The sequence below is a fragment of the Pseudomonas sp. NPDC089395 genome, assembly GCF_044749525.1.
Classification (GTDB): Bacteria; Pseudomonadota; Gammaproteobacteria; order Pseudomonadales; family Pseudomonadaceae; genus Aquipseudomonas.
This window is the reverse complement of record NZ_JBIVID010000010.1, coordinates 174,685-199,006: the sequence shown is the minus strand read 5'-3', so window position 1 is coordinate 199,006 and position 24,322 is coordinate 174,685. Positions and strand designations below refer to the sequence as shown.

Sequence of the window (24,322 nt, the reverse complement as noted above, 5' to 3'; positions counted from 1 at the left end):
ACCCGAAAGCGGAGTAGTGCAAGCATGGGATACCAGAAAATCAAGGTTCCGACCGACGGCGCCAAGATCACCGTCAATGCAGACCATTCGCTCAATGTGCCCGACAACCCCATCATTCCTTATATCGAAGGCGATGGGATTGGCGTCGATGTGTCGCCGGTGATGATCAAGGTGGTCGATGCGGCCGTGCAGAAAGCCTACGGCGGCAAGCGCAAGATCGCCTGGATGGAGGTGTACGCCGGGGAGAAAGCCACCCAGGTGTATGACCAGGACACCTGGCTGCCCCAGGAAACCCTGGATGCGGTGAGAGAATACGTGGTGTCGATCAAGGGGCCGCTGACCACCCCGGTCGGTGGCGGCATCCGTTCGCTGAACGTGGCCCTGCGTCAGCAGCTCGACCTGTATGTGTGCCTGCGCCCGGTGCTGTGGTTCCAGGGTGTGCCGAGCCCGGTGAAAAAGCCCGGGGATGTGGACATGGTGATCTTCCGGGAAAACTCGGAGGACATTTATGCCGGCATCGAATGGAAGGCCGGCTCGCCTGAGGCGAACAAGGTGATCAAGTTCCTCAAGGAGGAAATGGGCGTTACCAAGATCCGCTTCGACCAGGACTGTGGCATCGGCGTCAAGCCGGTCTCCCGCGAGGGCACCAAGCGCCTGGTGCGCAAGGCCCTGCAGTATGTGGTGGATAACGACCGCGAATCGCTGACCCTGGTGCACAAGGGCAACATCATGAAGTTCACCGAGGGGGCCTTCAAGGACTGGGGCTACGAGGTGGCCAGGGACGAGTTCGGTGCCGAGCTGCTCGATGGCGGCCCGTGGATGAAGTTCAAGAACCCCAGGACCGGGCGCGAGGTCATCGTCAAGGATGCCATCGCCGACGCCATGCTGCAGCAGATCCTGCTGCGTCCGGCCGAATATGACGTGATCGCCACGCTCAACCTCAACGGGGACTACCTGTCCGATGCCTTGGCGGCGGAAGTGGGCGGCATCGGCATCGCGCCGGGGGCCAACCTGTCCGATACCGTGGCCATGTTCGAGGCGACTCACGGCACCGCGCCCAAGTACGCCGGGCAGGACAAGGTCAACCCTGGCTCGGTGATCCTGTCTGCGGAGATGATGCTGCGCCACATGGGCTGGACCGAGGCGGCCGATCTGATCATCAAGGGCACCAATGGCGCGATTGCAGCCAAGACCGTGACCTATGACTTCGAGCGGCTGATGGAGGGGGCCAAGCTGGTGGGCAGTTCAGGCTTCGGGGACGAGATGATCAAACATATGTGAGGCAATTGAAAACCGGCCGCTTCTATTAAAAAAGAAGCGGCCGGTTTGTTCGTATACCGGCAGAGCGGGTGATTCAGGCTTTGACGGTTTCGAGAGGGGGTGACACCTTGCTCGCGGCTTCGGCTCCAGCGGGCACGATCGCAATCGCGTGCAGTCCTTTTGGCCCCTGGATGATATCGAAGTTCACTGTCTGGCCAGCTTTGAGTGTCTTGTAACCGTCCATCTGGATCGCTGAGTAATGCGCGAACAGATCTTCGGTTTTACCCTCCTCGTTGATGAATCCGTAGCCCTTGGCATTGTTGAACCACTTGACTTTACCGCTTGCCATCCCTATGTCCCTCTGCAAAGGACTCCATCACTGGAGTATCATCCACTTCATCCGCATACGAACCATGCGAAAAATCTGGTTGACTGCGCGGATCTTTATCGACCACGGTGGGTTCTTATTGGTTGTAACACCGTTTTGCCGATAGTCAAGGTCGCCCAGCGCGTGCGCTGGCAGTGGCCTGTGCGGTCAACCCACAACCTTAACCTGTCGATCATGATGAAATTCTTTCCATGCATGCACCTAGCAAGATTCGACTAACATTCAATCAGGATCGCCCGCAATCGAACGAGGACGACGGCTCAGGTCTTGCGGTACAGGAAGCCAAGCCGATCCTGCAGGCTCCACCTATGTACAAGGTGGTTTTGTTCAACGATGACTACACGCCGATGGATTTCGTCGTCGAAGTGCTCGAAACGTTCTTTAGTCTGAACCGCGAGCTGGCGACCAAGATCATGCTGACCGTCCATACCGAGGGGCGGGCAGTGTGCGGATTGTTTACCCGTGACATCGCCGAAACAAAGGCCATGCAGGTCAACCAATACGCCAGGGAAAGCCAGCATCCGCTACTCTGTGAAATCGAGAAGGACGGTTAATCGCCGACCACTTGGGTATGAGGTGAAGCTATGTTAAACCGCGAGCTCGAAGTCACCCTCAATCTTGCCTTCAAGGAGGCTCGTTCGAAGCGTCATGAGTTCATGACCGTCGAACATTTGCTGCTGGCACTCCTTGACAATGAGGCTGCCGCGACCGTTCTGCGCGCCTGTGGCGCCAATCTCGACAAACTCAAGCACGACCTGCAAGAGTTCATCGATTCCACTACACCCCTTATTCCCGTCAATGACGAAGACCGTGAAACCCAGCCGACCCTGGGCTTCCAGCGTGTGCTGCAGCGTGCCGTGTTCCACGTGCAAAGCTCCGGCAAGCGCGAAGTGACCGGTGCCAATGTGCTGGTGGCGATCTTCAGCGAACAGGAAAGCCAGGCCGTGTTCCTGCTCAAGCAGCAGAGCGTGGCCCGTATCGACGTGGTCAACTACATCGCCCATGGCATCTCCAAGGTGCCAGGTCATGGTTCACACAGCGAAAGCGACCAGGAAATGCAGGACGAGGACGGTGGTGAAACCTCGTCTTCGAGCAACCCTCTGGACGCCTATGCCAGCAACCTCAACGAGCTGGCGCGTGCGGGCCGTATCGATCCGCTGGTAGGCCGCGAGCAGGAAGTCGAGCGCGTTGCGCAGATCCTTGCCCGTCGGCGCAAGAACAACCCGCTGCTGGTTGGTGAGGCCGGCGTCGGTAAAACCGCCATCGCCGAAGGCCTGGCCAAGCGTATCGTCGACGGCCAGGTGCCCGACCTGCTGGCGCAAAGCGTGGTGTATTCGCTTGACCTCGGCGCGTTGCTGGCCGGCACCAAGTACCGCGGCGATTTCGAGAAGCGCTTCAAGGCGTTGCTCGGCGAGCTGCGCAAACGCCCGCAAGCGATTCTGTTCATCGACGAAATCCACACCATCATCGGTGCGGGTGCGGCGTCTGGCGGGGTGATGGATGCGTCCAACCTGCTCAAGCCGCTGCTGTCGTCCGGCGATATTCGCTGCATCGGCTCGACCACCTTCCAGGAGTTTCGCGGCATCTTCGAGAAAGACCGGGCCCTGGCTCGGCGCTTCCAGAAGGTCGATGTCAGTGAGCCGTCGGTCGAAGACACCGTCGGTATCCTGCGTGGCCTGAAGGGGCGGTTCGAAAGCCATCACAACATCGAGTACAGCGACGAGGCGCTGCGTGCGGCTGCCGAGCTGGCCTCGCGCTACATCAACGATCGCCACATGCCGGACAAGGCCATCGACGTGATCGACGAGGCGGGTGCCTACCAGCGCTTGCAGCCTGAGGCAAACCGGGTCAAGCGTATCGAGGTGCCGCAGGTCGAGGACATCGTTGCCAAGATCGCGCGGATTCCGCCGAAGCACGTCACCAGTTCCGACAAGGAGCTGCTGCGCAACCTGGAGCGTGACCTGAAACTGACCGTGTTCGGTCAGGATGCCGCGATCGACTCGCTGGCCACGGCGATCAAGCTGTCCCGTGCCGGCCTCAAGGCGCCGGACAAGCCCGTCGGTTCGTTCCTGTTCGCCGGCCCCACCGGCGTCGGCAAGACCGAAGCGGCGCGGCAGTTGGCCAAGGCGCTGGGGGTCGAGCTGGTGCGCTTCGACATGTCCGAGTACATGGAGCGGCACACCGTGTCGCGCCTGATCGGTGCGCCTCCAGGCTATGTCGGGTTCGACCAGGGCGGCCTGTTGACCGAAGCCATCACCAAGCAGCCGCATTGCGTGTTGCTGCTCGACGAGATCGAGAAGGCCCACCCGGAAGTCTTCAACCTGCTGCTGCAGGTGATGGACCACGGTACCCTGACCGACAACAACGGGCGCAAGGCCGACTTCCGCAACGTGATCCTGATCATGACCACCAACGCCGGGGCAGAAACCGCGGCACGGGCGTCGATCGGCTTCACCCATCAGGACCATGCGTCCGATGCCATGGAAGTGATTCGCAAGAGCTTCACGCCGGAGTTCCGCAACCGCCTGGATACCATCATCCAGTTCGGCCGTCTGAGCCATGAGACGATCAAGAGCATCGTCGACAAGTTCCTCATCGAGCTGCAGGCCCAGTTGGAAGACAAGCGGGTGCTGCTGGAAGTCAGCGATGCCGCACGCGGCTGGCTGGCGGCCTCGGGCTACGATGTGCAGATGGGTGCGCGGCCGATGGCGCGGCTTATCCAGGACAAGATCAAGCGGCCATTGGCCGAAGAGATCCTGTTTGGCGAGCTGGCCGAGCATGGCGGTGTGGTGCACATCGACTTGCGCGATGGCGAACTGGTGTTCGATTTCGAGACCACGGCAGAGGTAGCGTGATGCGAGGGGCCGCTTTGCGGCCCTTACGCGACACAAGGCCGCTCCTACAGGAATATGCGAACGCCTGTAGGAGCGGCCTTGTGTCGCGAAAGGGCTGCAGAGCAGCCCCTTACAATCTTGAAGGCACAAAAAAGCCCGGCACATGGCCGGGCTTTTTCATGGCTGGAGCTTAGCGCGCACGGTAAGTGATGCGGCCCTTGCTCAGGTCATAAGGCGTCAGCTCGACGCGGACCTTGTCGCCAGTGAGAATGCGGATGTAGTTCTTGCGCATCTTTCCGGAGATGTGCGCGGTTACGACGTGCCCGTTTTCCAACTCCACGCGGAACATGGTGTTGGGCAGGGTGTCGACGACAGTACCTTCCATTTCGAAGCTGTCTTCTTTCGACATGCAGTAGAGCCCTCAGGTATCCAGTGTTAGCCCGACGCATAACTGCAGCGGGCAAAAAAGTGGCGTGGATTATGCCGGAAAATAGTGTGTCAAGCCAATGCTTTCAATTGAGGGTGACCCAGCGCTGGTTGATCAGCAGCTCGATGGGGCGGTACTGGGTCTTGTAGTTCATCTTCTTGCAGTTCTTGATCCAGTAGCCGAGGTAGACCGCTTCCAGGTCCTGGCGCAGGGCTTCGGTAATCTGCCAGAGAATGGCAAAACGCCCCAGGCTGCGACGCTCCTCATCGGGCTCGTAGAAGGTGTAGACCGCTGACAGGCCGTTGGGCAGCAGGTCGCACACGGCCACCGCCAGCAGGCGCCCGGCCAGGCGGAACTCGTAGAACCAGCAGAACGGCAGGTCGCGCACCAGGAAGGTGGAAAACTGGTCGCGACTCGGCGGGTACATGTCGCCATCGGCGTGGCGGGTCTCGATGTAACGCCGGTACAGGTCGAAGTACTCTTCCTTGAAGGCCGGTCGCGCAGCAGTCACGGTAAGGTCGGCATTGCGCTTGAGAATGCGTCGCTGCTGACGGTTGGGAATGAAGCGAGCAGCAGGGATGCGTGCCGGCACGCAGGCGTTGCAATTCTGGCAGTGCGGGCGATACAGGTGGTCGCCACTGCGCCGAAAGCCCATCTCCGACAGGTCGGCATACACATGCACGTCCATCGGCTGGCTGGGGTCGAGGAACAGGGTGGTCGCCTGCTCGTCCGGCAGATAGCTGCAGGAGTGGGGCTGAGTGGCATAGAACTTCAACCGCGCCAACTCTGTCATGATCGACCCCTTCGGTGAGACTTTGTTTTAAGTGTAAGCCAGCTGGCAAAACTCGCCTAGACCAGCCAGGTGGCGCTATTGGGCTGGTCGAGGTGCTGTGCGAGGTACTCGGCGAAGCACGCGCGGCTGATGGCGCGGGCGCCAAGGCTGTGCAGGTGGTTGGTCGGCATCTGGCAGTCGATCAGCACGAAGCCGGCTTGGCGCAGGTGCTCGACCAGGGTCACGAAACCGACCTTGGAGGCGTTGTCGGCGCGGCTGAACATCGATTCGCCGAAAAACAGCCGGCCCATGGCCAGGCCGTAGAGTCCGCCGACCAGCTCGCCGTCCTGGCGTACTTCCACCGAATGGGCGATGCCGCGCCGGTGCAGTTCGCAGTAGGCATCGCGCATGGTGTCGGTGATCCAGGTGCCGTCAGCGTAGTCGCGGGGCGCGGCGCAGGCGGCGATCACGGCGGCGAAGTCGGTGTCGAAGCTGACCTGGTAGCGGCCCTGGCGCATCAGCTTGGCCAGCGAGCGCGAGACGTGCAGCTCGTCAGGGAGCAGCACCGTGCGCGGGTCAGGCGACCACCAGAGGATTGGCTGGCCGTCCTGGTACCAGGGGAAGCAGCCATGGCGATAGGCCTGCACCAGGCGGTCGGGGCTCAGGTCGCCGCCGGCGGCGAGCAAACCGTTGGGGTCGTGCAGGGCCTTTTCCAGGGGAGGGAAGGTCAGCGAGTCGCGGGTCAGCCAGGTGAGCATGGTCTATCGTGCGGTGGGGGAGGGGAGAGGGCAGCATGGCGCGCAAGGCTTCGAGGGTCAATGCTTGCCCGCCAATGCGCAGGTGCTGGCCGTGAAGCAGGCAATTTCCTGCGCTTTCATGAAGCCACAGGCACCATTGAGCGCATTTGCTGTCACACCTGTGCAAAAACACAGCATAAGCCTTTGTCACAAAAGAAAATGCATGCTCAAATTGCAGCTATACGAAAGTCGCCCCCAGCCTAGCTCCATACGGCGTGCCGCCATGGCGGCCGGCGGGCAGTAATGTTAAAAGTAGGGGTTCATTGGCCAGACATCGGCCGATCACTACTGGACGCGCAGCACGCGCAGGAATAGACGCGTTTTGAAGAAATCCACCGCAACTCCAGCTCCTTTGCCCGTGCCCCTGTGGCGGCAGCAGCTGCATTACCGCCTCAAGGAAGGTGCGTTGATCGCTGTCGGCGCCCTGTGCCTGTACCTGTGGATGGCACTGCTGACCTACGACACCTCCGACCCGGGCTTCAGCCACACCAGCAACGCTGAGCAGGTGCAGAATGCCGCCGGGCGTGCCGGTGCATATTTCGCCGACATCCTGTTCATGGTGCTTGGCTATTTCGCCTACATCTTCCCGCTGTTGCTGGCGATCAAGACCTGGCAGATATTCCGCGAACGGCACCAGCCGTGGCAGTGGAGTGGCTGGCTGTTCTCCTGGCGGTTGATCGGCCTGGTATTCCTGGTGCTGTCCGGTGCGGCTCTGGCGCATATCCATTTCCATCCGCCGGCGAGCCTGCCGTTCTCCGCCGGTGGAGCTCTGGGCGAAAGCCTCGGCGAGCTCGCGCGCAACCTGCTCAACGTGCAGGGCAGCACACTGATGTTCATTGCCCTGTTCCTGTTCGGCCTGACCGTGTTCACCGACCTGTCCTGGTTCAAGGTGATGGACATGACCGGCAAGATCACCCTCGACCTGTTCGAGCTGGTGCAAGGCGCGGCCAACCGCTGGTGGGAGGCACGCAACGAGCGCAAACGCCTGGAGGCGCAGTTGCGCGAGGTCGACGAGCCCAAATTCGACGCGGCGCCGACGCCTGCCGAGAAGCGCGAGCTGATCAAGCCACAGCCACGCGAGCGCATCGTCGAGCGCGAAGAAGCCCCAGCCCGGCCGGCTGCGCCGCGCGAAACAGTGGTGCCGCGTGAACCCGTGGTGCCACGCGAGACGGTGGTGCCCCGTGAGCAACCTGCGGCACCGGTGATCATGCCGCCTGCGGTGAAGGCGCCCGAGCCAAGCAAGCGGGTGATGAAAGAGAAGCAGACACCGTTGTTCGTCGACAGCGCGGTGGAAGGTACCCTGCCGTCGATCTCCATCCTCGACCCGGCCGAGCAGAAGAAGATCGAGTATTCGCCAGAGTCCCTGGCCGGTGTCGGCCAGTTGCTGGAGATCAAACTCAAGGAATTCGGCGTGGAAGTCTCGGTGGACTCCATCCACCCGGGCCCTGTGATTACCCGTTATGAAATCCAGCCGGCGGCCGGGGTCAAGGTCAGCCGTATCGCCAACCTGGCCAAGGACCTGGCGCGGTCCATTGCGGTGACCAGCGTGCGGGTGGTCGAGGTGATCCCCGGCAAGACCACCGTGGGTATCGAGATCCCCAACGAGAACCGCCAGATGGTGCGCTTCTCCGAAGTGCTGGCGACGCCGCAGTACGATGAGCAGAAGTCGCCGGTCACCCTGGCGCTGGGCCACGACATCGGCGGCAAGCCGGTGATCACCGACCTGGCCAAGATGCCGCACCTGCTGGTGGCCGGTACTACCGGTTCCGGTAAGTCGGTGGGCGTGAACGCGATGATCCTGTCGATCCTGTTCAAGTCGGGCCCGGAAGACGCGCGGCTGATCATGATCGACCCGAAGATGCTTGAACTGTCGATCTACGAAGGCATCCCGCACTTGCTGTGCCCGGTGGTCACCGACATGAAGGACGCCGCCAACGCCCTGCGCTGGAGCGTGGCCGAGATGGAACGGCGCTACAAGCTGATGGCGGCGATGGGCGTGCGCAACCTGGCCGGCTTCAACCGCAAGATCAAGGATGCCCAGGAGGCGGGCGAGGTCATCCACGACCCGCTGTACCGCCGCGAGAGCATGGACGACGAACCGCCAGTGCTGAAGACCCTGCCGACCATCGTGGTGGTGGTCGACGAATTCGCCGACATGATGATGATCGTCGGCAAGAAGGTCGAAGAGCTGATCGCCCGTATCGCACAGAAGGCGCGTGCTGCCGGTATCCACCTGATCCTCGCCACCCAGCGCCCGTCGGTGGACGTGATCACCGGCCTGATCAAGGCCAACATCCCGACCCGCATGGCGTTCCAGGTGTCGAGCAAGATCGACTCGCGGACCATCATCGACCAGGGTGGCGCCGAGCAGTTGCTGGGTCACGGTGACATGCTCTACATGCCGCCGGGCACCAGCCTGCCGATCCGTGTTCACGGTGCGTTCGTCTCCGACGACGAAGTGCACCGGGTCGTGGAAGCCTGGAAGATGCGCGGTGCACCGGACTACAACGACGACATCCTCAATGGCGTGGAAGAGGCCGGCAGCGGCTTCGAAGGCGGCGGCGGTGGTGGCGATGGCGAAGATTCGGAGAGCGACGCGCTGTATGATGAGGCCGTGCAATTCGTGCTCGAAAGCCGACGTGCATCGATCTCGGCCGTGCAGCGCAAGCTGAAGATCGGCTACAACCGCGCCGCCCGCATGATCGAGGCAATGGAAATGGCCGGCGTGGTTACCCCGATGAACAGCAACGGCTCGCGGGAAGTGATCGCCCCAGGCGGCCCACGCGACTGATGAACACCTTGCCGGGCGCCAACGGTGGCGCCCGGCTCCTTCAATGCTCAATGAGGATAAACATGCGCGCGATTCGCATGCTGTTGGTTTCTGCCCTGACCCTGGCTTCTGTGTCGACCACTGTGTCGGCCTATGCCGGTGAGCAGGATGTACAGCGCCTGACCCAGTTGCTGGAAAAGTCGCAGACCATCGAAGCCAATTTCTCCCAGCTGACCCTGGATGCCGGTGGCACCAGCCTGCAGGAAACCTCCGGCAAGATGACGGTCAAGCGCCCGGGCCTGTTCTACTGGCACACCGACGCACCGCAGGAGCAGGTGGTGGTGTCCGATGGCAAGAACGTCACCCTGTGGGACCCGGACCTGGAACAGGCCACCATCAAGAAGCTCGACGTGCGGCTGAACCAGACCCCGGCGCTGCTGCTGTCCGGTGATGTGTCGAAGATCAGCCAGAGCTTCGACATCACCTCCAAGGAGCAGGGCGATGTGATGGACTTCACCCTCAAGCCGAAGACCAAGGACACCTTGTTCGACTCGCTGCGCGTGTCGTTCCGCAAGGGCCTGATCAACGACATGCAACTGATCGACAGCGTCGGCCAGCGCACCAACATCCTGTTCAACGGGGTCAAGGCCAATCAGGCGGTGCCGGACAGCAAGTTCAGGTTCGACATCCCCAAAGGCGCTGACGTGATCAAGGAGTAACCGGAGCTCGTCATGGACCTGTTTCGAAGCGAACCCGTCGCCCAGCCCCTGGCTGCTCGCCTGCGCCCCTCCAACCTGGGCGAGTACGTCGGCCAGGAGCATTTGCTGGCGCGTGGCAAACCGCTGCGCGAGGCGCTGGAGCAGGGTGCGCTGCACTCGATGATCTTCTGGGGGCCGCCAGGCGTGGGCAAGACCACCCTGGCGCGGCTGCTGGCGCAGTTCTGCGATGCCCACTTTGAAACGGTGTCGGCGGTGCTGGCCGGGGTCAAGGAGATCCGCCAGGCTGTCGAGGTGGCCAAGCAGCAGGCCGCCCAGTACGGCCGGCGTACCATCCTGTTCGTCGATGAGGTGCACCGCTTCAACAAGTCTCAACAGGATGCCTTCCTGCCCTACGTGGAAGATGGCACGCTGATTTTCATCGGCGCCACCACCGAAAACCCGTCGTTCGAACTGAACAACGCCTTGCTCTCGCGGGCGCGGGTGTATGTGCTCAAGAGCCTCGACGAAGTCGCGCTGCGCAAGTTGGTCGACCGTGCGCTCAGCGAAGAGCGGGGCTTGGGCAAGCGCAACCTGCGGGTCGGCGACGAGGCCTTCAAGATGCTCATGGCTGCCGCCGATGGCGATGGCCGGCGCATGCTCAATTTCCTCGAGAACGCCTCGGACCTGGCCGAAGACGGTGGCGAGATCGCCGTCGAGTTGTTGCAGAGCCTGCTCGGTGACAGCCGCCGGCGCTTCGACAAGGGCGGCGAGGCCTTCTACGACCAGATTTCCGCGCTGCACAAATCGGTGCGTGGCTCGAATCCCGATGCCGCGCTGTACTGGTTCGCGCGCATGCTCGACGGCGGCTGCGACCCGCTGTACATCGCCCGCCGCGTGGTGCGCATGGCCAGCGAAGACATCGGCAACGCCGACCCGCGCGCGCTGAGCCTGTGCCTGGCCGCCTGGGACGTGCAGGAGCGCCTGGGCAGCCCCGAGGGTGAACTGGCGGTGGCCCAGGCCATCACCTATATCGCCTGCGCACCGAAGAGCAACGCCGTGTACATGGGCTTCAAGACCGCATTGCGCGAGGCGGCCGAGCACGGTTCGCTGGAGGTGCCACTGCACCTGCGCAATGCGCCGACCAAGCTGATGAAGCAATTGGGCTATGGCGATGAATACCGCTACGCCCACGACGAGCCCGATGCCTACGCCGCCGGCGAAGACTACTTCCCCGACCAGCTCGAACCACGGCCTTACTACCAACCTGTTCCCCGTGGCCTGGAGCTGAAGATCGGCGAAAAACTGCGTCATCTGCACGAGCTCGACCGCAACAGCCCCCGACAGCGGAGAAAGCCGTGATCGCACTCATCGCCGCCGTCAGCGCAGGGGGTATCGCCGGCACCCTGCTGCGTTTCGCCACCGCTAACTGGGTTGCGGCCAACTGGCCCCGGCATTTCTATCTCGGTACGCTGGCTGTCAACCTGGTTGGCTGCCTGCTGATCGGCCTGCTTTACGGCCTGTTCCTGCACAAGCCGATGGCCCCCGTGGAGCTGCGCGCAGGCCTGATCGTCGGCTTCCTGGGCGGGCTGACGACATTTTCCTCCTTTTCGCTCGATACCGTGCGCCTCATGGAAAGTGGGCAGGTGCCCCTGGCCGTGGGCTATACCGGTATTAGCGTGATGGGCGGGCTCCTGGCCACTTGGGCCGGCCTGTCCCTGACCCGACTCTGAACCAACCTCTATACATAACGAGAGAACGACATGCTCGATTCCAAACTGTTACGCGGCCAACTCCAGGAAGTGGCTGACCGCCTCGCCTCCCGTGGCTTCAGCCTGGATGTCGCGCGCATCGAATCGCTGGAAGAACGCCGCAAGGCGGTACAGACCCGTACCGAGCAGTTGCAGGCCGAGCGTAACGCCCGCTCCAAATCGATTGGCCAGGCCAAGGCCAAGGGCGAAGACATCGCGCCGCTGATGGCCGACGTCGAGCGCATGGCCAATGAGCTGGCGGCCGGCAAGGTCGAGCTGGACGGTATCCAGGCTGAACTGGACGGCATCCTGCTGACCATTCCGAACCTGCCGGACGCCAGCGTTCCGGTCGGTGCCAGCGAAGACGACAACATCGAAGTGCGCCGCTGGGGTACGCCGAAAGCGTTCGATTTCGAGATCAAGGACCACGTCGCCCTGGGCGAGATCAGCGGTGGCCTGGACTTCGAAGCCGCGGCCAAGCTGTCCGGTGCCCGCTTTGCCGTGTTGCGTGGCCCGGTCGCCCGCCTGCACCGCGCACTGGCGCAGTTCATGATCAACCTGCACACCGGTGAGCACGGCTACGAAGAGCATTACACCCCGTACCTGGTGCAGGCCCCGGCGCTGCAAGGCACTGGCCAGCTGCCGAAGTTCGAGGAAGACCTGTTCAAGATCAGCCGCGAAGGCGAAGCCGACTTCTACCTGATCCCGACCGCCGAAGTGTCGCTGACCAACCTGGTGGCGGGCGAGATCCTCGACGCCAAGCAGCTGCCGCTCAAGCTGGTTGCCCATACCCCGTGCTTCCGCAGTGAAGCCGGCGCGTCGGGCCGCGACACTCGCGGCATGATCCGCCAGCACCAGTTCGACAAGGTCGAGATGGTCCAGGTGGTCGAGCCGTCCAAGTCGATGGAAGCGCTGGAAGGCCTGACCGCCAACGCCGAGCGCGTCCTGCAGCTGCTGGAGTTGCCGTATCGCGTGCTGGCCCTGTGCACCGGCGACATGGGCTTCGGCGCCGTGAAGACCTACGACCTGGAAGTGTGGGTGCCGAGCCAGGACAAGTACCGCGAGATCAGCTCCTGCTCCAACTGCGGTGACTTCCAGGCCCGCCGCATGCAGGCCCGCTGGCGCAACCCGGAAACCGGCAAGCCTGAGCTGGTGCACACCCTCAATGGCTCCGGCCTGGCGGTGGGCCGTACCCTGGTAGCGGTGCTGGAGAACTACCAGCAGGCCGACGGCTCGATCCGTGTGCCGGAAGTGCTCAAGCCGTACATGGGTGGTGTCGAGGTCATCCGCTAAATGGATTACCTGCCGCTGTTCCACAAGCTGCAGGGCGGCCGCGTGCTGGTCGTCGGCGGCGGCGAAATCGCCTTGCGCAAGGCGCGCCTGCTGGCCGATGCCGGCGCCGCGCTGCGGGTGGTAGCGCCCGACGTCGATGGCCAGCTGGCCGCGCTGGCCCGTGAAGGCGGCGGCGAGGTCCAGGTGCGTGGCTATCGGGCGGACGACCTGGTCGGTTGCCGGCTGGTGATCGCAGCCACCGATGACTCGGGGCTCAACGCCCAGGTCTCGGCCGATGCGCAGGCGCTCAGCCTGCCGGTCAACGTGGTGGATGCGCCGGCCCTGTGCACGGTGATCTTCCCGGCGATCGTCGACCGTTCACCCTTGGTGGTGGCGGTTTCCAGTGGCGGTGACGCCCCGGTGCTGGCGCGCTTGATCCGCGCCAAGCTGGAGGCCTGGATTCCGTCTACCTATGGTGAGCTGGCCGGCTTGGCCGCGCGTTTTCGCGACAAGGTCAAGGCGTTGTACCCGGACGTCAACCAGCGCCGCGGCTTCTGGGAAACCGTGTTCCAGGGCCCGATTGCCGAGCGCCAGTTGGCCGGGCAGGGGACCGAGGCCGAAAAGCTGTTGCAGGCCATGGTCGACGGTGCCCCGGTACAGCAGGGCGGCGAGGTGTATTTGGTAGGCGCTGGACCGGGTGACCCGGACTTGCTGACTTTCCGCGCCTTGCGCCTGATGCAGCAGGCTGACGTGGTGCTTTACGACCGTCTGGTGGCGCCTGCGATCATCGAGATGTGCCGGCGCGATGCCGAACGCATTTATGTGGGCAAGCGCCGCGCCGACCATGCCGTGCCGCAGGACCAGATCAACCGCCTGCTGGTCGACCTGGCGCAGCAGGGCAAGCGGGTGTTGCGCCTGAAGGGCGGCGACCCGTTCATCTTCGGCCGGGGTGGCGAGGAGATCGAGGAGCTGGCCGAGCATGGCATCCCGTTCCAGGTGGTGCCGGGCATTACCGCGGCCAGTGGCTGTTCCGCCTATGGCGGTATTCCGCTGACTCACCGTGACTATGCCCAGTCGGTGCGGTTCGTGACCGGGCACCTCAAGGACGGTACCAGTAATCTGCCTTGGGATGACCTGGTTGCACCGGCGCAGACCTTGGTGTTCTACATGGGGCTGGTGGGGTTGCCGACCATTTGTGCCGAGCTGATTCGTCATGGCCGCGCGGCCAGTACCCCGGCGGCGTTGGTGCAGCAGGGGACTACGCGCAATCAGCGGGTGTTCACCGGCACCTTGGCGGACTTGCCGGCGCTGGTGGCCCAGCATGAGGTGCATGCGCCGACCCTGGTGATCGTCGGGGAAGTGGTGCAGTTGCGCGAGAAGCTGGCCTGGTTCGAAGGCTCGCAGCAGGACTGAAATTGTTGGGGCTGCAAAGCAGCCCCGACGATCTCAAACCTGCCAAATACCCTTGCCCACCAACCGCTCCCGATCATGCGGCTGGTTAAAGTCCTGCAACGGCCCCTTAGGCACAATCCCATTCGGGTTGATGGTCTTGTGGCTCATGTAATAGTGCTTCTGGATATGTTCCATATTCACCGTCTGCGCCACCCCCGGCCACTGATACAGCTCGCGCAGCCAGTTGGACAGGTTCGGGTAGTCGCTCAAGCGGCGCAGGTTGCACTTGAAGTGCCCGTGGTACACCGCATCGAAACGCACTAGCGTGGTGAACAGGCGCACGTCGGCCTCGGTCAGGTATTCACCGGCCAGGTAGCGATTGCGGCTTAGCAGATCTTCCAGATAATCCAGCTCATTGAACACGTCATCGAACGCGGCCTCGTAGGCCTCTTGCGTGGTGGCGAAGCCTGCGCGGTACACGCCGTTGTTCACCGCCGGATAAATACGAGCGTTGAGCGCCTCGATGGCCGGGCGCAGTGGCTCGGGGTACAGGTCCAGGTGGTTGTCGGTCAGCTCGTTGAAGGCGCTGTTGAAGATACGGATGATCTCCGACGACTCGTTGTTCACGATGCGCTTCTCTTGCTTGTCCCACAGTACGGGCACGGTGACACGGCCAGTGTAGTGCGGGTCGTCCTGGGTGTAGCGCTGGTGCAGGTAGGTGAGGCCGTCGAGGTGGTCGCCGCTGGAGCCTTGCTGCGGGTCGAAGGTCCAGCCGCTTTCCTGCATCAGCCAGCTCACCACCGACACATCGATCAGCGGTTCCAGGCCCTTGAGCGCGCGGAAGATCAGGGTGCGATGAGCCCACGGGCACGCCAGCGACACATACAGGTGGTAGCGGCCGGCCTCGGGGGCGGGCAGTTGATTGCGGCGCTGGGCATTCTCGCGCTTGAACGCGCCGTCCTTGCCGTTTTCGTACCACTGGTCATGCCAGCGGCCGTCGATCAAAAGGCCCATGGTGAGCTCCTCGGAACAAAGTCGTTTGTCGTTGGAGCTCAGTCTAGGGGAAATCGTTCGAACAACTAGTGCAAAGACTGCGGGGTAATCATCTATTTATTCGATGGGTTTCTTGCGCTCCAGTAATCGCGTGCCGTGGCAAATGCCTGCTCGCGATCCTGGCCCAGCCCGCGCAGGGCCAAGGCCATGGTCGCGATCACGGCCATTTCACCGTAGCTGTCTTCGGTTTCGCCGCGCCAGACGGCCAGCAGCTGTTCTGGCTGCAGGCTCGGCGGTTTCACGTGGCGGCGCTCGCTCAGCGCTGGCCATTCTTCATCCCAAGTTTCTCCCGCCGTGGTGCCGTACAAGTGGCTGATGACATCGGGGTTGACCTCGATCTCGCCGCCGTCACCCTTGATCACCACGGCATGGTCGCCGAGCAGGCAGCTGGCTTCGCGGTGCACGGCCTGGTACCCGGGGTGGAAGATGCTCTGCAGGCCGCAACGGGCGCCCAGCGGGTTGAGCACGCGCGCCAGGGAATGGATGGGCGAGCGCAGGCCGAGGGTGTTGCGCAGGTCGATCATGCGCTGCAGCTGCGGCAGCCAGTCCTGCAGGGGCGCGAAGGCAAGGCGCTGTTGGTCCAAAGCCTCGCTGACCGCATGCCAGTCACGGCACAGCGGTATCTGCAGCAGGGCCAGCACCTGTTCGGTGTACAGGCGCCCGGCGGTGTGCGCGCCGCCACCGTGCAGGAGGATGCGCACGCCGTTGTTGGCCAGGCATTTGGCTGCCAGCAGGTACCACGGCAAGTGGCGCTTCTTGCCGGCATAGCTCGGCCAGTCCAGGTCGACCGCGATGGAGGGCGCTTGCAGGTGGGCGCGCACGGCTTCGGTGAAGCCGGCCAGCTCTGCGGCGCTCTCTTCCTTGTGCCGCAGCAGCATGAGGAAGGCACCGAGCTGGGTGTCTTCGACCTTGCCTTCCAGCAGCAGGGTCATGGCAGCGCGGGCTTCCTCGCGGGTCAGGCCGCGCGCACCGCGCTTGCCCTTGCCAAGGATGCGCACGAATTCGGCGAAGGGGTGTTCGGCCGGGGTTTCCAGGGTCAGCGGGCGAGCGTCGGTCATATGCAATTGGTCGGCTTGGGCAGGCCCGCGAGCTTGGCTGCGAGCTTGGCGGGGGTGCCATTGAACAGGCGGTTGAGGTGTGGGCTGTTGCCCTTTTCCGGCCCCAGCTTGAGTGCGGTGTACTTGATCAACGGGCGCGTGGCCGGGGACAGCTGGTATTCCTCGTAGAACTGGCGCAGCAGTTCGAGGACTTCCCAGTGATCGGCGGTCAGCGCGATGCTTTCGCGCTCTGCCAGTGCTTCGGCGGCGGCGTGGGACCAGTCTTGCAGGTCGAGCAGAAAGCCGTCCTTGTCCAGGGCGATCGCCTGATCGCCAACAGTCAGTGTGTTCATAGCCAGCTGTTGACCTTGTCGTAGTGCAGTGACAAGGCGACGAAGGCCGGGTAGTCCACCGCCTTGGCCAGCTCGCTGCTGATGGCGCGCGCTTGCAGGTCTTCGTCGAGGGCGAACAGGCGTTGAGCCAGGCCGGCCGTCTGTAGCACGCGCTGCGTGTCGCTGCCGTCGCGCAGGGCGTAAACCGCATCGCCGCACAGCAGCAAGGCATCATTGCTGCCGAGCAGGCGTAGGCAACTGTCCAGGCGGTCGTCGCCGAAGGGGGAATGGGAGAGCACGTGCAAGGTTGGCATCAGAGCGTCACCACTTGGTCGTAACGGGCAATCAGCGCGGTCAGTGCTGTGTCGTCCAGCACCTCCACCGGCAGGTCCAGGGTGTCGGCGGCCAGGCCACGGCGGGTCAGGCTGTGCTGGCAGGCATACAGTTCTTCGACGCCGAACATTGGCAGCGCCTGCAGGTTGGCGCCGAGGTTCTTCTGCTGTACGGCGCTCGGTTGCTGGCCAGGCGCCAGCTGGAACACACCGTCATCGAGAAACAGCATGCCCAGCGGCAGGTCGAACGCACCGCCCGCCAGGGCGATGTCCAGTGCCTCGCGTGCGCCAGGGCCATTCCACGGCGCCTGGCGGCTGATGATCAACAGGGATTTGGCCATTTCAATCGCCTCCAAAACAGACCAGGCGGTCGGCAAGCTGCGCCGCTTCATGCAACTGACCCAGGCCCGACAGCTCCCAGGGCTGGGGCAGGTTCACTGCCGGACGTCGGTAACGCGTGGCTTCGGTCTGATCGAGCACACCGCGGCGCAAGGCGGCGGCGATACACACCACCGCGTCGAGCTGCTGGGCTTCGATAAAGGCGCGCCACTGGGCCGCGACATCCACTTCGTCCTGGGGCGCGACGATGTTGGCCGAGGCGCTGTGAACGCCGTCCTGATAGAAGAACAGCCGGGCAATCTCATGCCCGTCGGCCAGTACCGCCTCGGCGAAGCGCAGGGCGCGGCGCGAGGAGGGCGCATGGGCCGGGGAAAAAACCGCGATGGCGAATTTCATGGACAACTCGAATAAAGGAATGCGGCCATGATAAAGCAAAAAGCCCGCGCCGGTGGGCGCGGGCTTTGTCGGCTGAAGCACGCCGGGTCAGGCGTGTTCCTTGTTCTCTGGCAGGAACCAGTTCAGCAGCAGGGCGCAGATGCCGCCGGTGGCCACGCCCGATTCCAGCACATGGCGAATCGCCTCGGGCATGTGCGCGAGGAATTCCGGGACCTGAGCCACGCCCAGGCCCAGCGCCAGCGATACCGAGATAATCAGCAAGGCGCGGCGATCCAGGCGGGTACTGGCCAGGATGTTGATGCCGGAGGCGGCTACCGCACCGAACATGACCATGGCTGCACCACCCAGCACCGGCTCGGGCACCGCCTGAATTACCCCGGCAACGCTGGGGAACAGGCCCAGCAGGACCAGCATCACGGCAATCCACATGCCGATATGGCGGCTGGCGATGCCGGTCAGCTGAATCACGCCGTTGTTCTGGGCGAAGATCGAGCTGGGGAAGGTGTTGAAGAAGCCGGCCAGCAGCGAGTTGGCGCCGTTGACCAGTACACCGCCCTTGATCCGCTGCATCCATACCGGGCCTTCGACCGGTTGGCGCGAGACCTTGCTGGTGGCGGTGACATCACCAATGGCTTCCAGCGACGTCACCAGGTAGATCACCAGCATCGGAATGAACAGCGCCCAGGAAAAGCCCAGGCCGAAGTGCAGCGGGGTCGGGACCTGGAACAGTGCGGCCTGGTGCATGCCAGTGAAGTCCAGGCGGCCAAGGTAGCCTGCCAGTGCATAGCCCACGGCCAGGGCGATGACGATGGCGCAGCTGCGCATCCACACCACCGGGATGCGGTTGAGGATCACGATGATCGCCAGCACCACGCCCGAGAGCAGCAGGTTTTCGCCGTTGGCGAAAGTGCCGTCGGCCATTGCGCCAAAGCCACCACCCATGCTGATCAGACCGACCTTGATCAAGGTCAGGCCGATCATCAGCACGACGATGCCGGTCACCAGCGGGGTGATCAGGCGTTTGACGAACGGCAGGATGCGCGACACACCCATCTCGACGAACGAGCCGGCGATCACCACGCCGAAGATCGCCGCCATCACGCTTTCCACCGGCGTGCCTTGCTTGACCATCAACGCACCGCCGGCAATCAGTGGGCCGACGAAGTTGAAGCTGGTGCCTTGGACGATGAGCAATCCTGCACCGAACGGGCCGAAGCGCTTGCACTGAACGAAGGTGGCGATACCGGAAATCACCAGCGACATCGACACGATCAGGTTGGTGTCACGTGCCGAAACGCCCAGCGCCTGGCAGATCAGCAAGCCAGGGGTGACGATGGGGACGATGATTGCCAGCAGGTGTTGCAGCGCCGCCAGCAGGCCGATCAACAGCCGTGGCTTGTCCTCGAGGCCAAGCACCAGTTCATTGGCAGGCGCCACCGCGCCTGGGCTGTGTTCGTGTGAGCTCATTGCAGGTTGCTGCCCCGGAGGAAAAAAGGAGCGCATTCTACGGAATGAAGCGGGATTGGGGTAGGGGGAAGCACGTTGGCGGCAAGATCGGCGACCATTTGCTGTTTAAGCTGACTTTTAGGTCAATTTATAGGGTGGGTTTTTGGGGGCTGGCTTGGGATTTGAGGTGGTGCATAAATCGAGCGCCGCCCGCGCGGCGCTCGATCTCATAGACGCCGCACTTCACACGACGACCGCCTCTCAACCCAAACGCATTTCCAAATCCCGCCCACAAAAAAGCCCGCCGAAGCGGGCTTTTCCTTGCAACTCAACCAATCAATCGTCACGGCCCATGATGCCGAACAGCTGCAGCAGGCTGATGAACAGGTTGTAGATCGATACATACAGGCTGATGGTCGCCATGATGTAGTTGCGCTCGCCGCCATGGATGATGGCGCTGGTCTGGAACAGAATGCAGACCGACGAGAACAGCACGAAGCCCGCGCTGATCGCCAGTTGCAGGCCGCTGATCTGGAAGAAGAAGCTGGCCACTACAGCACCCAGCAAGACGAAGAAGCCAGCGGTGATGAAACCGCTGAGGAAGCTCATGTCCTTGCGGGTGATCAGCACATAGGCCGACAGGCCGCCGAACACCAGGGCGGTCATGGCAAAGGCCGAGCTAACCACTTCGGCGCCGCCGCTCATGCCCAAGTAACGGTTGAGGATCGGGCCGAGGATGAAGCCCATGAAGCCGGTGAGTGCGAAGGTGGACACCAGGCCCCAGACCGAATCACGCAGTTTGGCGGTGAGGAAGAACAGGCCATAGAAGCCGATCAGCACCACGAATACGTTCGGGTAGCGGACGCCCATCTGCTGGGAGATGTAGGCCATGACACCGCTGAAGGCGAGGGTGAGTGCCAGCAGGCTGTACGTGTTGCGCAGGACTTTGCTGACCTCGCGCTGCTCGACCTGCTGGCCGTTGTGTACGGCATAATCCTGTTCGCGCATGGCGACACTCCTTGGTAAACCTGTGGTTTTGAAACGTTCAGATGCAAAGGAGTCTATCAGAGGTTCCGCAACCGGCGTCATAGAGAGTTTGACAGCGTGTTTCATTACGGTATTATGGCGGCCGCAAAACGAGCTGGAAGCGTGGCCGAGTGGTTTAAGGCAACGGTCTTGAAAACCGTCGATGGGCAACTATCCTAGAGTTCGAATCTCTACGCTTCCGCCATATTCAAAGCCCTGATTATTCAGGGCTTTTTGCGTTTCTGAGGTGCTGATTCGCGAGCCTCTACCGATCTCCTTCATTCCGCATTTCCCCCCTCATTTCCCATTTTCTGCCTCAGGCGCATGGAAGGCCTTACTGTAGTAGCCTGACGGGTCAAAACAGCAAACGTGCTTCCTGCCGGATGCAAGCATATCGCATGCATCCCCTATTCGTTTTGCGCGCGTCTTGAGTTGCTTGGCTGAAGTAATCCAATGTATCCAGTCTACGCGTGCGAGGGTGGTCGTACTGTTCCAAACTGAACGAGCCTCAGGCATGGCTGCCAGTGCCTCCTGAAAATCGGGTGGGATGTCAGGCTCGGGCTCCTGCTTCACAGGGGTTAACTCTAGCGTAACGGTATCGCCAACGGCCGCCCCCGCGGCTTTGAGTAACGCTTTACTTACCTGCAGCCAATGGCTCAGCTGACCATCAGGCTCAAGGGTTGCCTGGAAAGGGTGCCCATTGATTTTGCCTTCAACTGTCGTCCTTCCTCGCCTCGGAAGCTGTTCACTCGCGTCTCTTGGCAGTACTACGAACGCCCACGACGTATCATTTCCAGGTTGTGCCGGACGAAGAAGCTTTGCTTCGAATCGGGATTTCACATCGATTGTTGTCATTGCAACGCCTCCAGCCACTACACCCAGCTCGGCTGCGGTTAAGATCCAGTACAGAAGGTCGACGCTACCTACTTAGCCTAGCCAGTCCAGTGGCTAATCATGGCCGACCCGAAGCGGCCCCAACATCCAGATGCCAGACCCAAAGTGGAGTCCGCCATGACCGTAGTCGACCGCCTCAGGTATTTGCGTCTCGTTCTAGTATTGGCTGGCCTCGCGTGTCTTGCTCTCTACCCACTGATGTTGTTCTGGCCTTCCGGCTGGGCCTGGCACGTCGGTTACTCGGACTACCCGATGATGATCGTTGGCATCTACGCGACACTCGGCGTCTTCTTGATCCTGGCCGCACGTGATCCATTAGCCAATCTGAGCCTGATCTGGTTCACCGTGTGGTCTAGCGCCGTACACGGCGCAATCATGACCGTCCAGGCGGTCACCCAGCCGGAGCAAATGGGGCACTTGGCAGGTGACGTGCCAGCGCTCTTCATCGTGGCGGTTGCCTTGGCCATATTGACGCCCCGCTCGCAATTGGCCGCTCGGACCCGGACACACAATGGGGCCTGAGACCAGGTTTGGCTACGAGGGTCGGGACAACGGTATCGGAAAAGGGGGTGCAATCTCGACGTTGTTAATCGTAATCCTCACATTTATCGATCCGCTTGCCGACGAGGTACACGATGAGAACAATTGCTGCAGCGACAAGGATTAGCAGAATGAGGGAAGCGATCCAGAGCATCAGTTTTCTCTTCTATTCGCCGGCCTCTCCCTGACCTTTTTTTAGGTGAGGCTATATCAGTGCCTGCAATTTCGGAAGCCCGATCTGAATGCCCGCCGATTGGCGGTATTTGTTGTTTTTCAGAGGATCAATCGTGGCTCGACTTTCCGGCAGTCCTCCCTTCCCAAGTCTTGGGGCCTTGGCTGTCGCTGACATGGCAAAGTTGGTCGACCTGAGCTATTGCTTCCCTTCCTATGCCAACACACCAAGGAGCATGAAATGAAGCCATTACTGCTAGGCCTCCTGCTGGCAGCCCCCGCCATCGCCCAAGCCCAGATCCCCCTCCTTGATGCCACTTGTCCCGGAAACATCGAAGTCCACGCCGACAAGGGCGGCCCGATCTACATCAATGGCAAGGAAGCCAAGCTGAAGAAGTTCAACGACAACTACTTCGAAGCCAAAGGCAGTGGCGTGACGATTTCCCTGACGATCAACCCTGATGGTTCACCCGACGTGTCCTACACCGGTAAAAACCGCGCCAACGGGGTCTGCCAGCTGAAGGCGTAGGGCAAAGGCCAGTTTTATTGCCATTACCTGGCATGCACATGCCATTCAGTGCTTTATAGTGGCCACTCCGTCAATCGCGTCTCCGTTCAATAGGTGTGGTGTGTTTTTCAGGTTCATTCTGATCGCTGTCCTGCTGTCGATCTCTGCGTGCAGTTCCCAATCACCCAGCACCGGCACCTCTGCCAACAAAGTCGTCAGTGGCGTTTACAAGGTCAAGCGTGGCGACACCCTCTATTCGATCGCCACTCGGCACGGCTGGGATTTCAAGGCACTGGCGCGCTACAACAACATCAAACCACCCTACGCGGTTAACGTGGGCCAGAACATTCGCTTCGGCCCGGGCAGCGCCACGACTAAGACTGCAACCAAAACCGCCACCAAAACCTCGACTGCGCCGGCCACCAAAGTGACCTTGCGCGGCTGGGACTGGCCGATCAAGAACGCTGTGGTCATCGGTCGATATGCCCCAGCCGACAAGCTCAGCAAGGGCATCCGCATCGCTGCCACCCCAGGCCAGCCAGTGTTCGCCAGCCTCGGCGGCAAGGTGGCGTTCGCCACCAACATTCGCGGCTACGGCAACCTGATCATCCTCCAGCACGGCACCTCCCACGCCAGCGTCTACGGGCACAACCGCAGATTGCTGGTCAAGGAAGGTCAAACCGTCAGCAAGGGGGAGCTGATTGCCGAGGCCGGTGACCTGGACACCGACCGCACACAGCTCTACTTCGAGATCCGTCAGAACGGCAAGCCGGTCGATCCGTTGAGCGTATTGCCAGCGGCCAACTGAGTGCGCTCACAGATGGTCGGCATCCACCACTGCCTGGGCGAAGGCCTGGGGGGCTTCCTGCGGTAGGTTGTGGCCAACGCCACCCTTGAGCAGGCGATATTCGTACTTGCCGGTGAAGCGCTGGGCATAGGCCTCGGCGGGCGGGTGCGGTGCGCCGTTGGCGTCGCCTTCCAGGGTGATGGTGGGCACGCCGATGCTGGGGAACTTGGCCAGCTTGGCTTCCAGCGGGTCGTAGCGGGTTTCGCCTTGGGCCAGCCCCAGCCGCCAGCGGTAGTTGTGCACGGTGATGGCCACCTGGTCGGGGTTGTCCAGTGCCTTGGCGCTGCGTTCGAAGGTGGCGTCGTCGAATGCCCACTTGGGTGATGCGGTTTGCCAGATCAACTTGGCGAAGGCATGGCGATTGTGGGTGTAGCCAAGTTCGCCGCGCTCGGTGGCGAAGTAGTACTGGTACCACCACTGCAGCTCTGCACTGGGCGGCAAGGGCGCCTTGGCGGCTTGCTGGCTGCTGATCAGGTAGCCGCTGACCGAGACCAGTGCCTTCACCCGCTCCGGCCACAGGGCCGAAACGATATCGGCTGTGCGCGCACCCCAGTCGAAGCCGGCCAGCACGGCGCGCTTGACCTGCAGTGCGTCCATGAAGGCAATGACATCGCTGGCCAGGGCCGCAGGCTGGGCGTTGCGGGGTGTGTCAGCGGAGAGGAAACGGGTTTCGCCATAACCGCGCACGTACGGCACCAGAACGCGATAGCCCTTCGCGGCCAAGGCCGGGGCGACTTCCTGGAAGCTGTGAATGTCGTAGGGCCAGCCGTGCAGGAGGATCACCACGGGGCCATCGGCCGGCCCTTGTTCGACGTAGGCCACCTCCAGCACACCGGCCTTGATATGCTTCAAGGGCCCGAAGTCATCCGCCACCGCCACGCGGCGCTCGGGCTGCGCAGGTTGTGTGGCATAAGCCCCTGTCGCGCTCATCAGGGCGCAGGCGAGCAGGGCGGAACGCTGGAAACGTTGGGGAATGGGAAGGGTGAGCATGGGCATCTCCTGGCGCTGATCAATGCAAGCCAGTAAAGAAGATCGTTGTATCC

General features: G+C 62.2%; 26 protein-coding genes and 1 tRNA gene. 13 read left to right on the top strand and 14 right to left on the bottom strand.

Annotation, left to right across the window (positions count from 1 at the left end):
* Positions 1-24 precede the first annotated feature (24 nt).
* On the top strand, positions 25-1,281 hold the full coding sequence (gene icd, locus ACIPZG_RS21385; RefSeq protein WP_008097749.1) for an NADP-dependent isocitrate dehydrogenase: 1,257 nt from the start codon (positions 25-27) through the stop codon (positions 1,279-1,281).
* A gap of 73 nt (positions 1,282-1,354) precedes the next feature.
* Here the strand turns inward: icd and cspD are convergent, their stop codons facing one another.
* Positions 1,355-1,609 carry a cold shock domain-containing protein CspD gene (cspD, locus tag ACIPZG_RS21380; protein WP_008097747.1) on the bottom strand — a complete coding sequence of 85 codons (255 nt, stop codon included), beginning with the start codon at positions 1,607-1,609 and terminating at the stop codon, positions 1,355-1,357.
* A gap of 230 nt (positions 1,610-1,839) precedes the next feature.
* Here cspD and clpS point away from each other — a divergent pair, with 230 nt between their 5' ends.
* Both clpS and clpA read left to right on the top strand, forming a co-directional pair.
* Positions 1,840-2,202, top strand: coding sequence for an ATP-dependent Clp protease adapter ClpS (gene clpS, locus ACIPZG_RS21375; RefSeq protein WP_043274002.1), 363 nt, complete (start codon positions 1,840-1,842; stop codon positions 2,200-2,202).
* Positions 2,203-2,232: 30 nt separating this feature from the next.
* Complete coding sequence (clpA, locus tag ACIPZG_RS21370; protein WP_400642412.1) at positions 2,233-4,503, top strand: ATP-dependent Clp protease ATP-binding subunit ClpA; 2,271 nt, start codon at positions 2,233-2,235, stop codon at positions 4,501-4,503.
* 169 nt (positions 4,504-4,672) lie between these two features.
* On the opposite strand, the gene infA is transcribed toward clpA, so the two are convergent.
* From infA to aat, 3 genes are all read right to left on the bottom strand, one after another.
* Positions 4,673-4,891: a translation initiation factor IF-1 gene (gene infA / locus ACIPZG_RS21365; RefSeq protein WP_002553999.1), complete on the bottom strand. Its 219-nt coding sequence runs from the start codon at positions 4,889-4,891 to the stop codon at positions 4,673-4,675.
* A 103-nt stretch (positions 4,892-4,994) separates the two neighbouring features.
* Positions 4,995-5,702 carry an arginyltransferase gene (locus ACIPZG_RS21360; protein WP_008097741.1) on the bottom strand — a complete coding sequence of 236 codons (708 nt, stop codon included), beginning with the start codon at positions 5,700-5,702 and terminating at the stop codon, positions 4,995-4,997.
* Between the two features lie 56 nt (positions 5,703-5,758).
* Positions 5,759-6,439: a leucyl/phenylalanyl-tRNA--protein transferase gene (gene aat / locus ACIPZG_RS21355; protein WP_400716658.1), complete on the bottom strand. Its 681-nt coding sequence runs from the start codon at positions 6,437-6,439 to the stop codon at positions 5,759-5,761.
* A 361-nt stretch (positions 6,440-6,800) separates the two neighbouring features.
* Between aat and ACIPZG_RS21350 the strand changes: the two genes are divergently transcribed.
* From ACIPZG_RS21350 to cysG, 6 genes are all read left to right on the top strand, one after another.
* A complete protein-coding gene (locus ACIPZG_RS21350; RefSeq protein ID WP_400716656.1) occupies positions 6,801-9,269 on the top strand; it encodes a DNA translocase FtsK 4TM domain-containing protein in 2,469 nt (822 codons plus the stop codon).
* Positions 9,270-9,331: 62 nt separating this feature from the next.
* On the top strand, positions 9,332-9,967 hold the full coding sequence (gene lolA, locus ACIPZG_RS21345; protein WP_008097734.1) for an outer membrane lipoprotein chaperone LolA: 636 nt from the start codon (positions 9,332-9,334) through the stop codon (positions 9,965-9,967).
* A 12-nt stretch (positions 9,968-9,979) separates the two neighbouring features.
* Entirely contained in the window at positions 9,980-11,305 is a 1,326-nt protein-coding gene (locus ACIPZG_RS21340) for a replication-associated recombination protein A (RefSeq protein WP_400642415.1), read from the top strand.
* On the top strand, positions 11,302-11,676 hold the full coding sequence (gene crcB, locus ACIPZG_RS21335; protein WP_400716654.1) for a fluoride efflux transporter CrcB: 375 nt from the start codon (positions 11,302-11,304) through the stop codon (positions 11,674-11,676). Before ACIPZG_RS21340 ends, crcB begins: the two co-directional genes overlap by 4 nt.
* A 30-nt stretch (positions 11,677-11,706) precedes the next feature.
* Complete coding sequence (gene serS, locus ACIPZG_RS21330) at positions 11,707-12,987, top strand: serine--tRNA ligase (RefSeq protein WP_400716652.1); 1,281 nt, start codon at positions 11,707-11,709, stop codon at positions 12,985-12,987.
* Positions 12,988-14,379, top strand: coding sequence for a siroheme synthase CysG (gene cysG / locus ACIPZG_RS21325; RefSeq protein ID WP_400716650.1), 1,392 nt, complete (start codon positions 12,988-12,990; stop codon positions 14,377-14,379).
* A 33-nt stretch (positions 14,380-14,412) separates the two neighbouring features.
* Here the strand turns inward: cysG and ACIPZG_RS21320 are convergent, their stop codons facing one another.
* The 8 genes from ACIPZG_RS21320 to ACIPZG_RS21285 form a co-directional block, all read right to left on the bottom strand.
* A complete protein-coding gene (locus tag ACIPZG_RS21320; RefSeq protein ID WP_400716648.1) occupies positions 14,413-15,372 on the bottom strand; it encodes a glutathione S-transferase family protein in 960 nt (319 codons plus the stop codon).
* A gap of 92 nt (positions 15,373-15,464) precedes the next feature.
* The gene (locus ACIPZG_RS21315) at positions 15,465-16,469 is read right to left on the bottom strand and encodes a glycosyl transferase family protein (protein ID WP_400716646.1); all 1,005 of its coding nucleotides are present in this window, start codon (positions 16,467-16,469) and stop codon (positions 15,465-15,467) included.
* Positions 16,466-16,801 carry a TusE/DsrC/DsvC family sulfur relay protein gene (locus ACIPZG_RS21310; protein WP_008097719.1) on the bottom strand — a complete coding sequence of 112 codons (336 nt, stop codon included), beginning with the start codon at positions 16,799-16,801 and terminating at the stop codon, positions 16,466-16,468. The genes ACIPZG_RS21315 and ACIPZG_RS21310 overlap by 4 nt, the downstream gene beginning before the upstream one ends.
* Positions 16,798-17,094 (bottom strand): sulfurtransferase complex subunit TusB, encoded by a 297-nt coding sequence (gene tusB / locus ACIPZG_RS21305; protein WP_400716644.1) that lies wholly within the window; start codon positions 17,092-17,094, stop codon positions 16,798-16,800. Before tusB ends, ACIPZG_RS21310 begins: the two co-directional genes overlap by 4 nt.
* The gene (gene tusC, locus ACIPZG_RS21300; RefSeq protein WP_400716642.1) at positions 17,094-17,453 is read right to left on the bottom strand and encodes a sulfurtransferase complex subunit TusC; all 360 of its coding nucleotides are present in this window, start codon (positions 17,451-17,453) and stop codon (positions 17,094-17,096) included. Before tusC ends, tusB begins: the two co-directional genes overlap by 1 nt.
* A gap of 1 nt (position 17,454) precedes the next feature.
* The gene (gene tusD, locus ACIPZG_RS21295; protein ID WP_400716640.1) at positions 17,455-17,847 is read right to left on the bottom strand and encodes a sulfurtransferase complex subunit TusD; all 393 of its coding nucleotides are present in this window, start codon (positions 17,845-17,847) and stop codon (positions 17,455-17,457) included.
* Between the two features lie 87 nt (positions 17,848-17,934).
* Entirely contained in the window at positions 17,935-19,314 is a 1,380-nt protein-coding gene (locus ACIPZG_RS21290) for a nucleobase:cation symporter-2 family protein (RefSeq protein ID WP_400716638.1), read from the bottom strand.
* A gap of 315 nt (positions 19,315-19,629) precedes the next feature.
* On the bottom strand, positions 19,630-20,301 hold the full coding sequence (locus ACIPZG_RS21285) for a Bax inhibitor-1/YccA family protein (protein WP_008094725.1): 672 nt from the start codon (positions 20,299-20,301) through the stop codon (positions 19,630-19,632).
* A gap of 135 nt (positions 20,302-20,436) precedes the next feature.
* Here ACIPZG_RS21285 and ACIPZG_RS21280 point away from each other — a divergent pair.
* A tRNA-Ser gene (locus ACIPZG_RS21280) sits at positions 20,437-20,524 on the top strand.
* Between the two features lie 92 nt (positions 20,525-20,616).
* On the opposite strand, the gene ACIPZG_RS21275 is transcribed toward ACIPZG_RS21280, so the two are convergent.
* Entirely contained in the window at positions 20,617-21,174 is a 558-nt protein-coding gene (locus tag ACIPZG_RS21275) for a YdeI/OmpD-associated family protein (RefSeq protein ID WP_400716636.1), read from the bottom strand.
* Between the two features lie 156 nt (positions 21,175-21,330).
* On the opposite strand from ACIPZG_RS21275, the gene ACIPZG_RS21270 reads away from it, so the two are divergent.
* From ACIPZG_RS21270 to ACIPZG_RS21260, 3 genes are all read left to right on the top strand, one after another.
* The gene (locus ACIPZG_RS21270; protein ID WP_400716634.1) at positions 21,331-21,735 is read left to right on the top strand and encodes a DUF6632 domain-containing protein; all 405 of its coding nucleotides are present in this window, start codon (positions 21,331-21,333) and stop codon (positions 21,733-21,735) included.
* Between the two features lie 430 nt (positions 21,736-22,165).
* Positions 22,166-22,453, top strand: a complete 288-nt coding sequence (locus ACIPZG_RS21265) for a hypothetical protein (RefSeq protein WP_400716632.1) — start codon at positions 22,166-22,168, stop codon at positions 22,451-22,453.
* Positions 22,454-22,553: 100 nt separating this feature from the next.
* On the top strand, positions 22,554-23,240 hold the full coding sequence (locus ACIPZG_RS21260) for a peptidoglycan DD-metalloendopeptidase family protein (protein WP_400716630.1): 687 nt from the start codon (positions 22,554-22,556) through the stop codon (positions 23,238-23,240).
* 6 nt (positions 23,241-23,246) lie between these two features.
* On the opposite strand, the gene ACIPZG_RS21255 is transcribed toward ACIPZG_RS21260, so the two are convergent.
* Positions 23,247-24,269: an alpha/beta fold hydrolase gene (locus ACIPZG_RS21255; protein ID WP_400716628.1), complete on the bottom strand. Its 1,023-nt coding sequence runs from the start codon at positions 24,267-24,269 to the stop codon at positions 23,247-23,249.
* Positions 24,270-24,322 lie beyond the last annotated feature (53 nt).

What these genes read in the sequence shown, in the direction of transcription:
- tusD (WP_400716640.1), bottom strand. Translation starts at nt 17,847, where the DNA reads ATGAAATTCGCCATCGCGGTTTTTTCCCCGGCCCATGCGCCCTCCTCG.
- ACIPZG_RS21270 (WP_400716634.1), top strand. Translation starts at nt 21,331, where the DNA reads ATGACCGTAGTCGACCGCCTCAGGTATTTGCGTCTCGTTCTAGTATTG.
- ACIPZG_RS21315 (WP_400716646.1), bottom strand. Translation starts at nt 16,469, where the DNA reads ATGACCGACGCTCGCCCGCTGACCCTGGAAACCCCGGCCGAACACCCC.
- ACIPZG_RS21360 (WP_008097741.1), bottom strand. Translation starts at nt 5,702, where the DNA reads ATGACAGAGTTGGCGCGGTTGAAGTTCTATGCCACTCAGCCCCACTCC.
- ACIPZG_RS21320 (WP_400716648.1), bottom strand. Translation starts at nt 15,372, where the DNA reads ATGGGCCTTTTGATCGACGGCCGCTGGCATGACCAGTGGTACGAAAAC.
- ACIPZG_RS21290 (WP_400716638.1), bottom strand. Translation starts at nt 19,314, where the DNA reads ATGAGCTCACACGAACACAGCCCAGGCGCGGTGGCGCCTGCCAATGAA.
- cspD (WP_008097747.1), bottom strand. Translation starts at nt 1,609, where the DNA reads ATGGCAAGCGGTAAAGTCAAGTGGTTCAACAATGCCAAGGGCTACGGA.
- icd (WP_008097749.1), top strand. Translation starts at nt 25, where the DNA reads ATGGGATACCAGAAAATCAAGGTTCCGACCGACGGCGCCAAGATCACC.
- ACIPZG_RS21285 (WP_008094725.1), bottom strand. Translation starts at nt 20,301, where the DNA reads ATGCGCGAACAGGATTATGCCGTACACAACGGCCAGCAGGTCGAGCAG.
- clpS (WP_043274002.1), top strand. Translation starts at nt 1,840, where the DNA reads ATGCATGCACCTAGCAAGATTCGACTAACATTCAATCAGGATCGCCCG.
- cysG (WP_400716650.1), top strand. Translation starts at nt 12,988, where the DNA reads ATGGATTACCTGCCGCTGTTCCACAAGCTGCAGGGCGGCCGCGTGCTG.
- lolA (WP_008097734.1), top strand. Translation starts at nt 9,332, where the DNA reads ATGCGCGCGATTCGCATGCTGTTGGTTTCTGCCCTGACCCTGGCTTCT.
- ACIPZG_RS21255 (WP_400716628.1), bottom strand. Translation starts at nt 24,269, where the DNA reads ATGCTCACCCTTCCCATTCCCCAACGTTTCCAGCGTTCCGCCCTGCTC.
- aat (WP_400716658.1), bottom strand. Translation starts at nt 6,439, where the DNA reads ATGCTCACCTGGCTGACCCGCGACTCGCTGACCTTCCCTCCCCTGGAA.
- infA (WP_002553999.1), bottom strand. Translation starts at nt 4,891, where the DNA reads ATGTCGAAAGAAGACAGCTTCGAAATGGAAGGTACTGTCGTCGACACC.
- ACIPZG_RS21265 (WP_400716632.1), top strand. Translation starts at nt 22,166, where the DNA reads ATGAAGCCATTACTGCTAGGCCTCCTGCTGGCAGCCCCCGCCATCGCC.
- ACIPZG_RS21310 (WP_008097719.1), bottom strand. Translation starts at nt 16,801, where the DNA reads ATGAACACACTGACTGTTGGCGATCAGGCGATCGCCCTGGACAAGGAC.
- ACIPZG_RS21340 (WP_400642415.1), top strand. Translation starts at nt 9,980, where the DNA reads ATGGACCTGTTTCGAAGCGAACCCGTCGCCCAGCCCCTGGCTGCTCGC.
- clpA (WP_400642412.1), top strand. Translation starts at nt 2,233, where the DNA reads ATGTTAAACCGCGAGCTCGAAGTCACCCTCAATCTTGCCTTCAAGGAG.
- ACIPZG_RS21275 (WP_400716636.1), bottom strand. Translation starts at nt 21,174, where the DNA reads ATGACAACAATCGATGTGAAATCCCGATTCGAAGCAAAGCTTCTTCGT.
- serS (WP_400716652.1), top strand. Translation starts at nt 11,707, where the DNA reads ATGCTCGATTCCAAACTGTTACGCGGCCAACTCCAGGAAGTGGCTGAC.
- tusC (WP_400716642.1), bottom strand. Translation starts at nt 17,453, where the DNA reads ATGGCCAAATCCCTGTTGATCATCAGCCGCCAGGCGCCGTGGAATGGC.
- tusB (WP_400716644.1), bottom strand. Translation starts at nt 17,094, where the DNA reads ATGCCAACCTTGCACGTGCTCTCCCATTCCCCCTTCGGCGACGACCGC.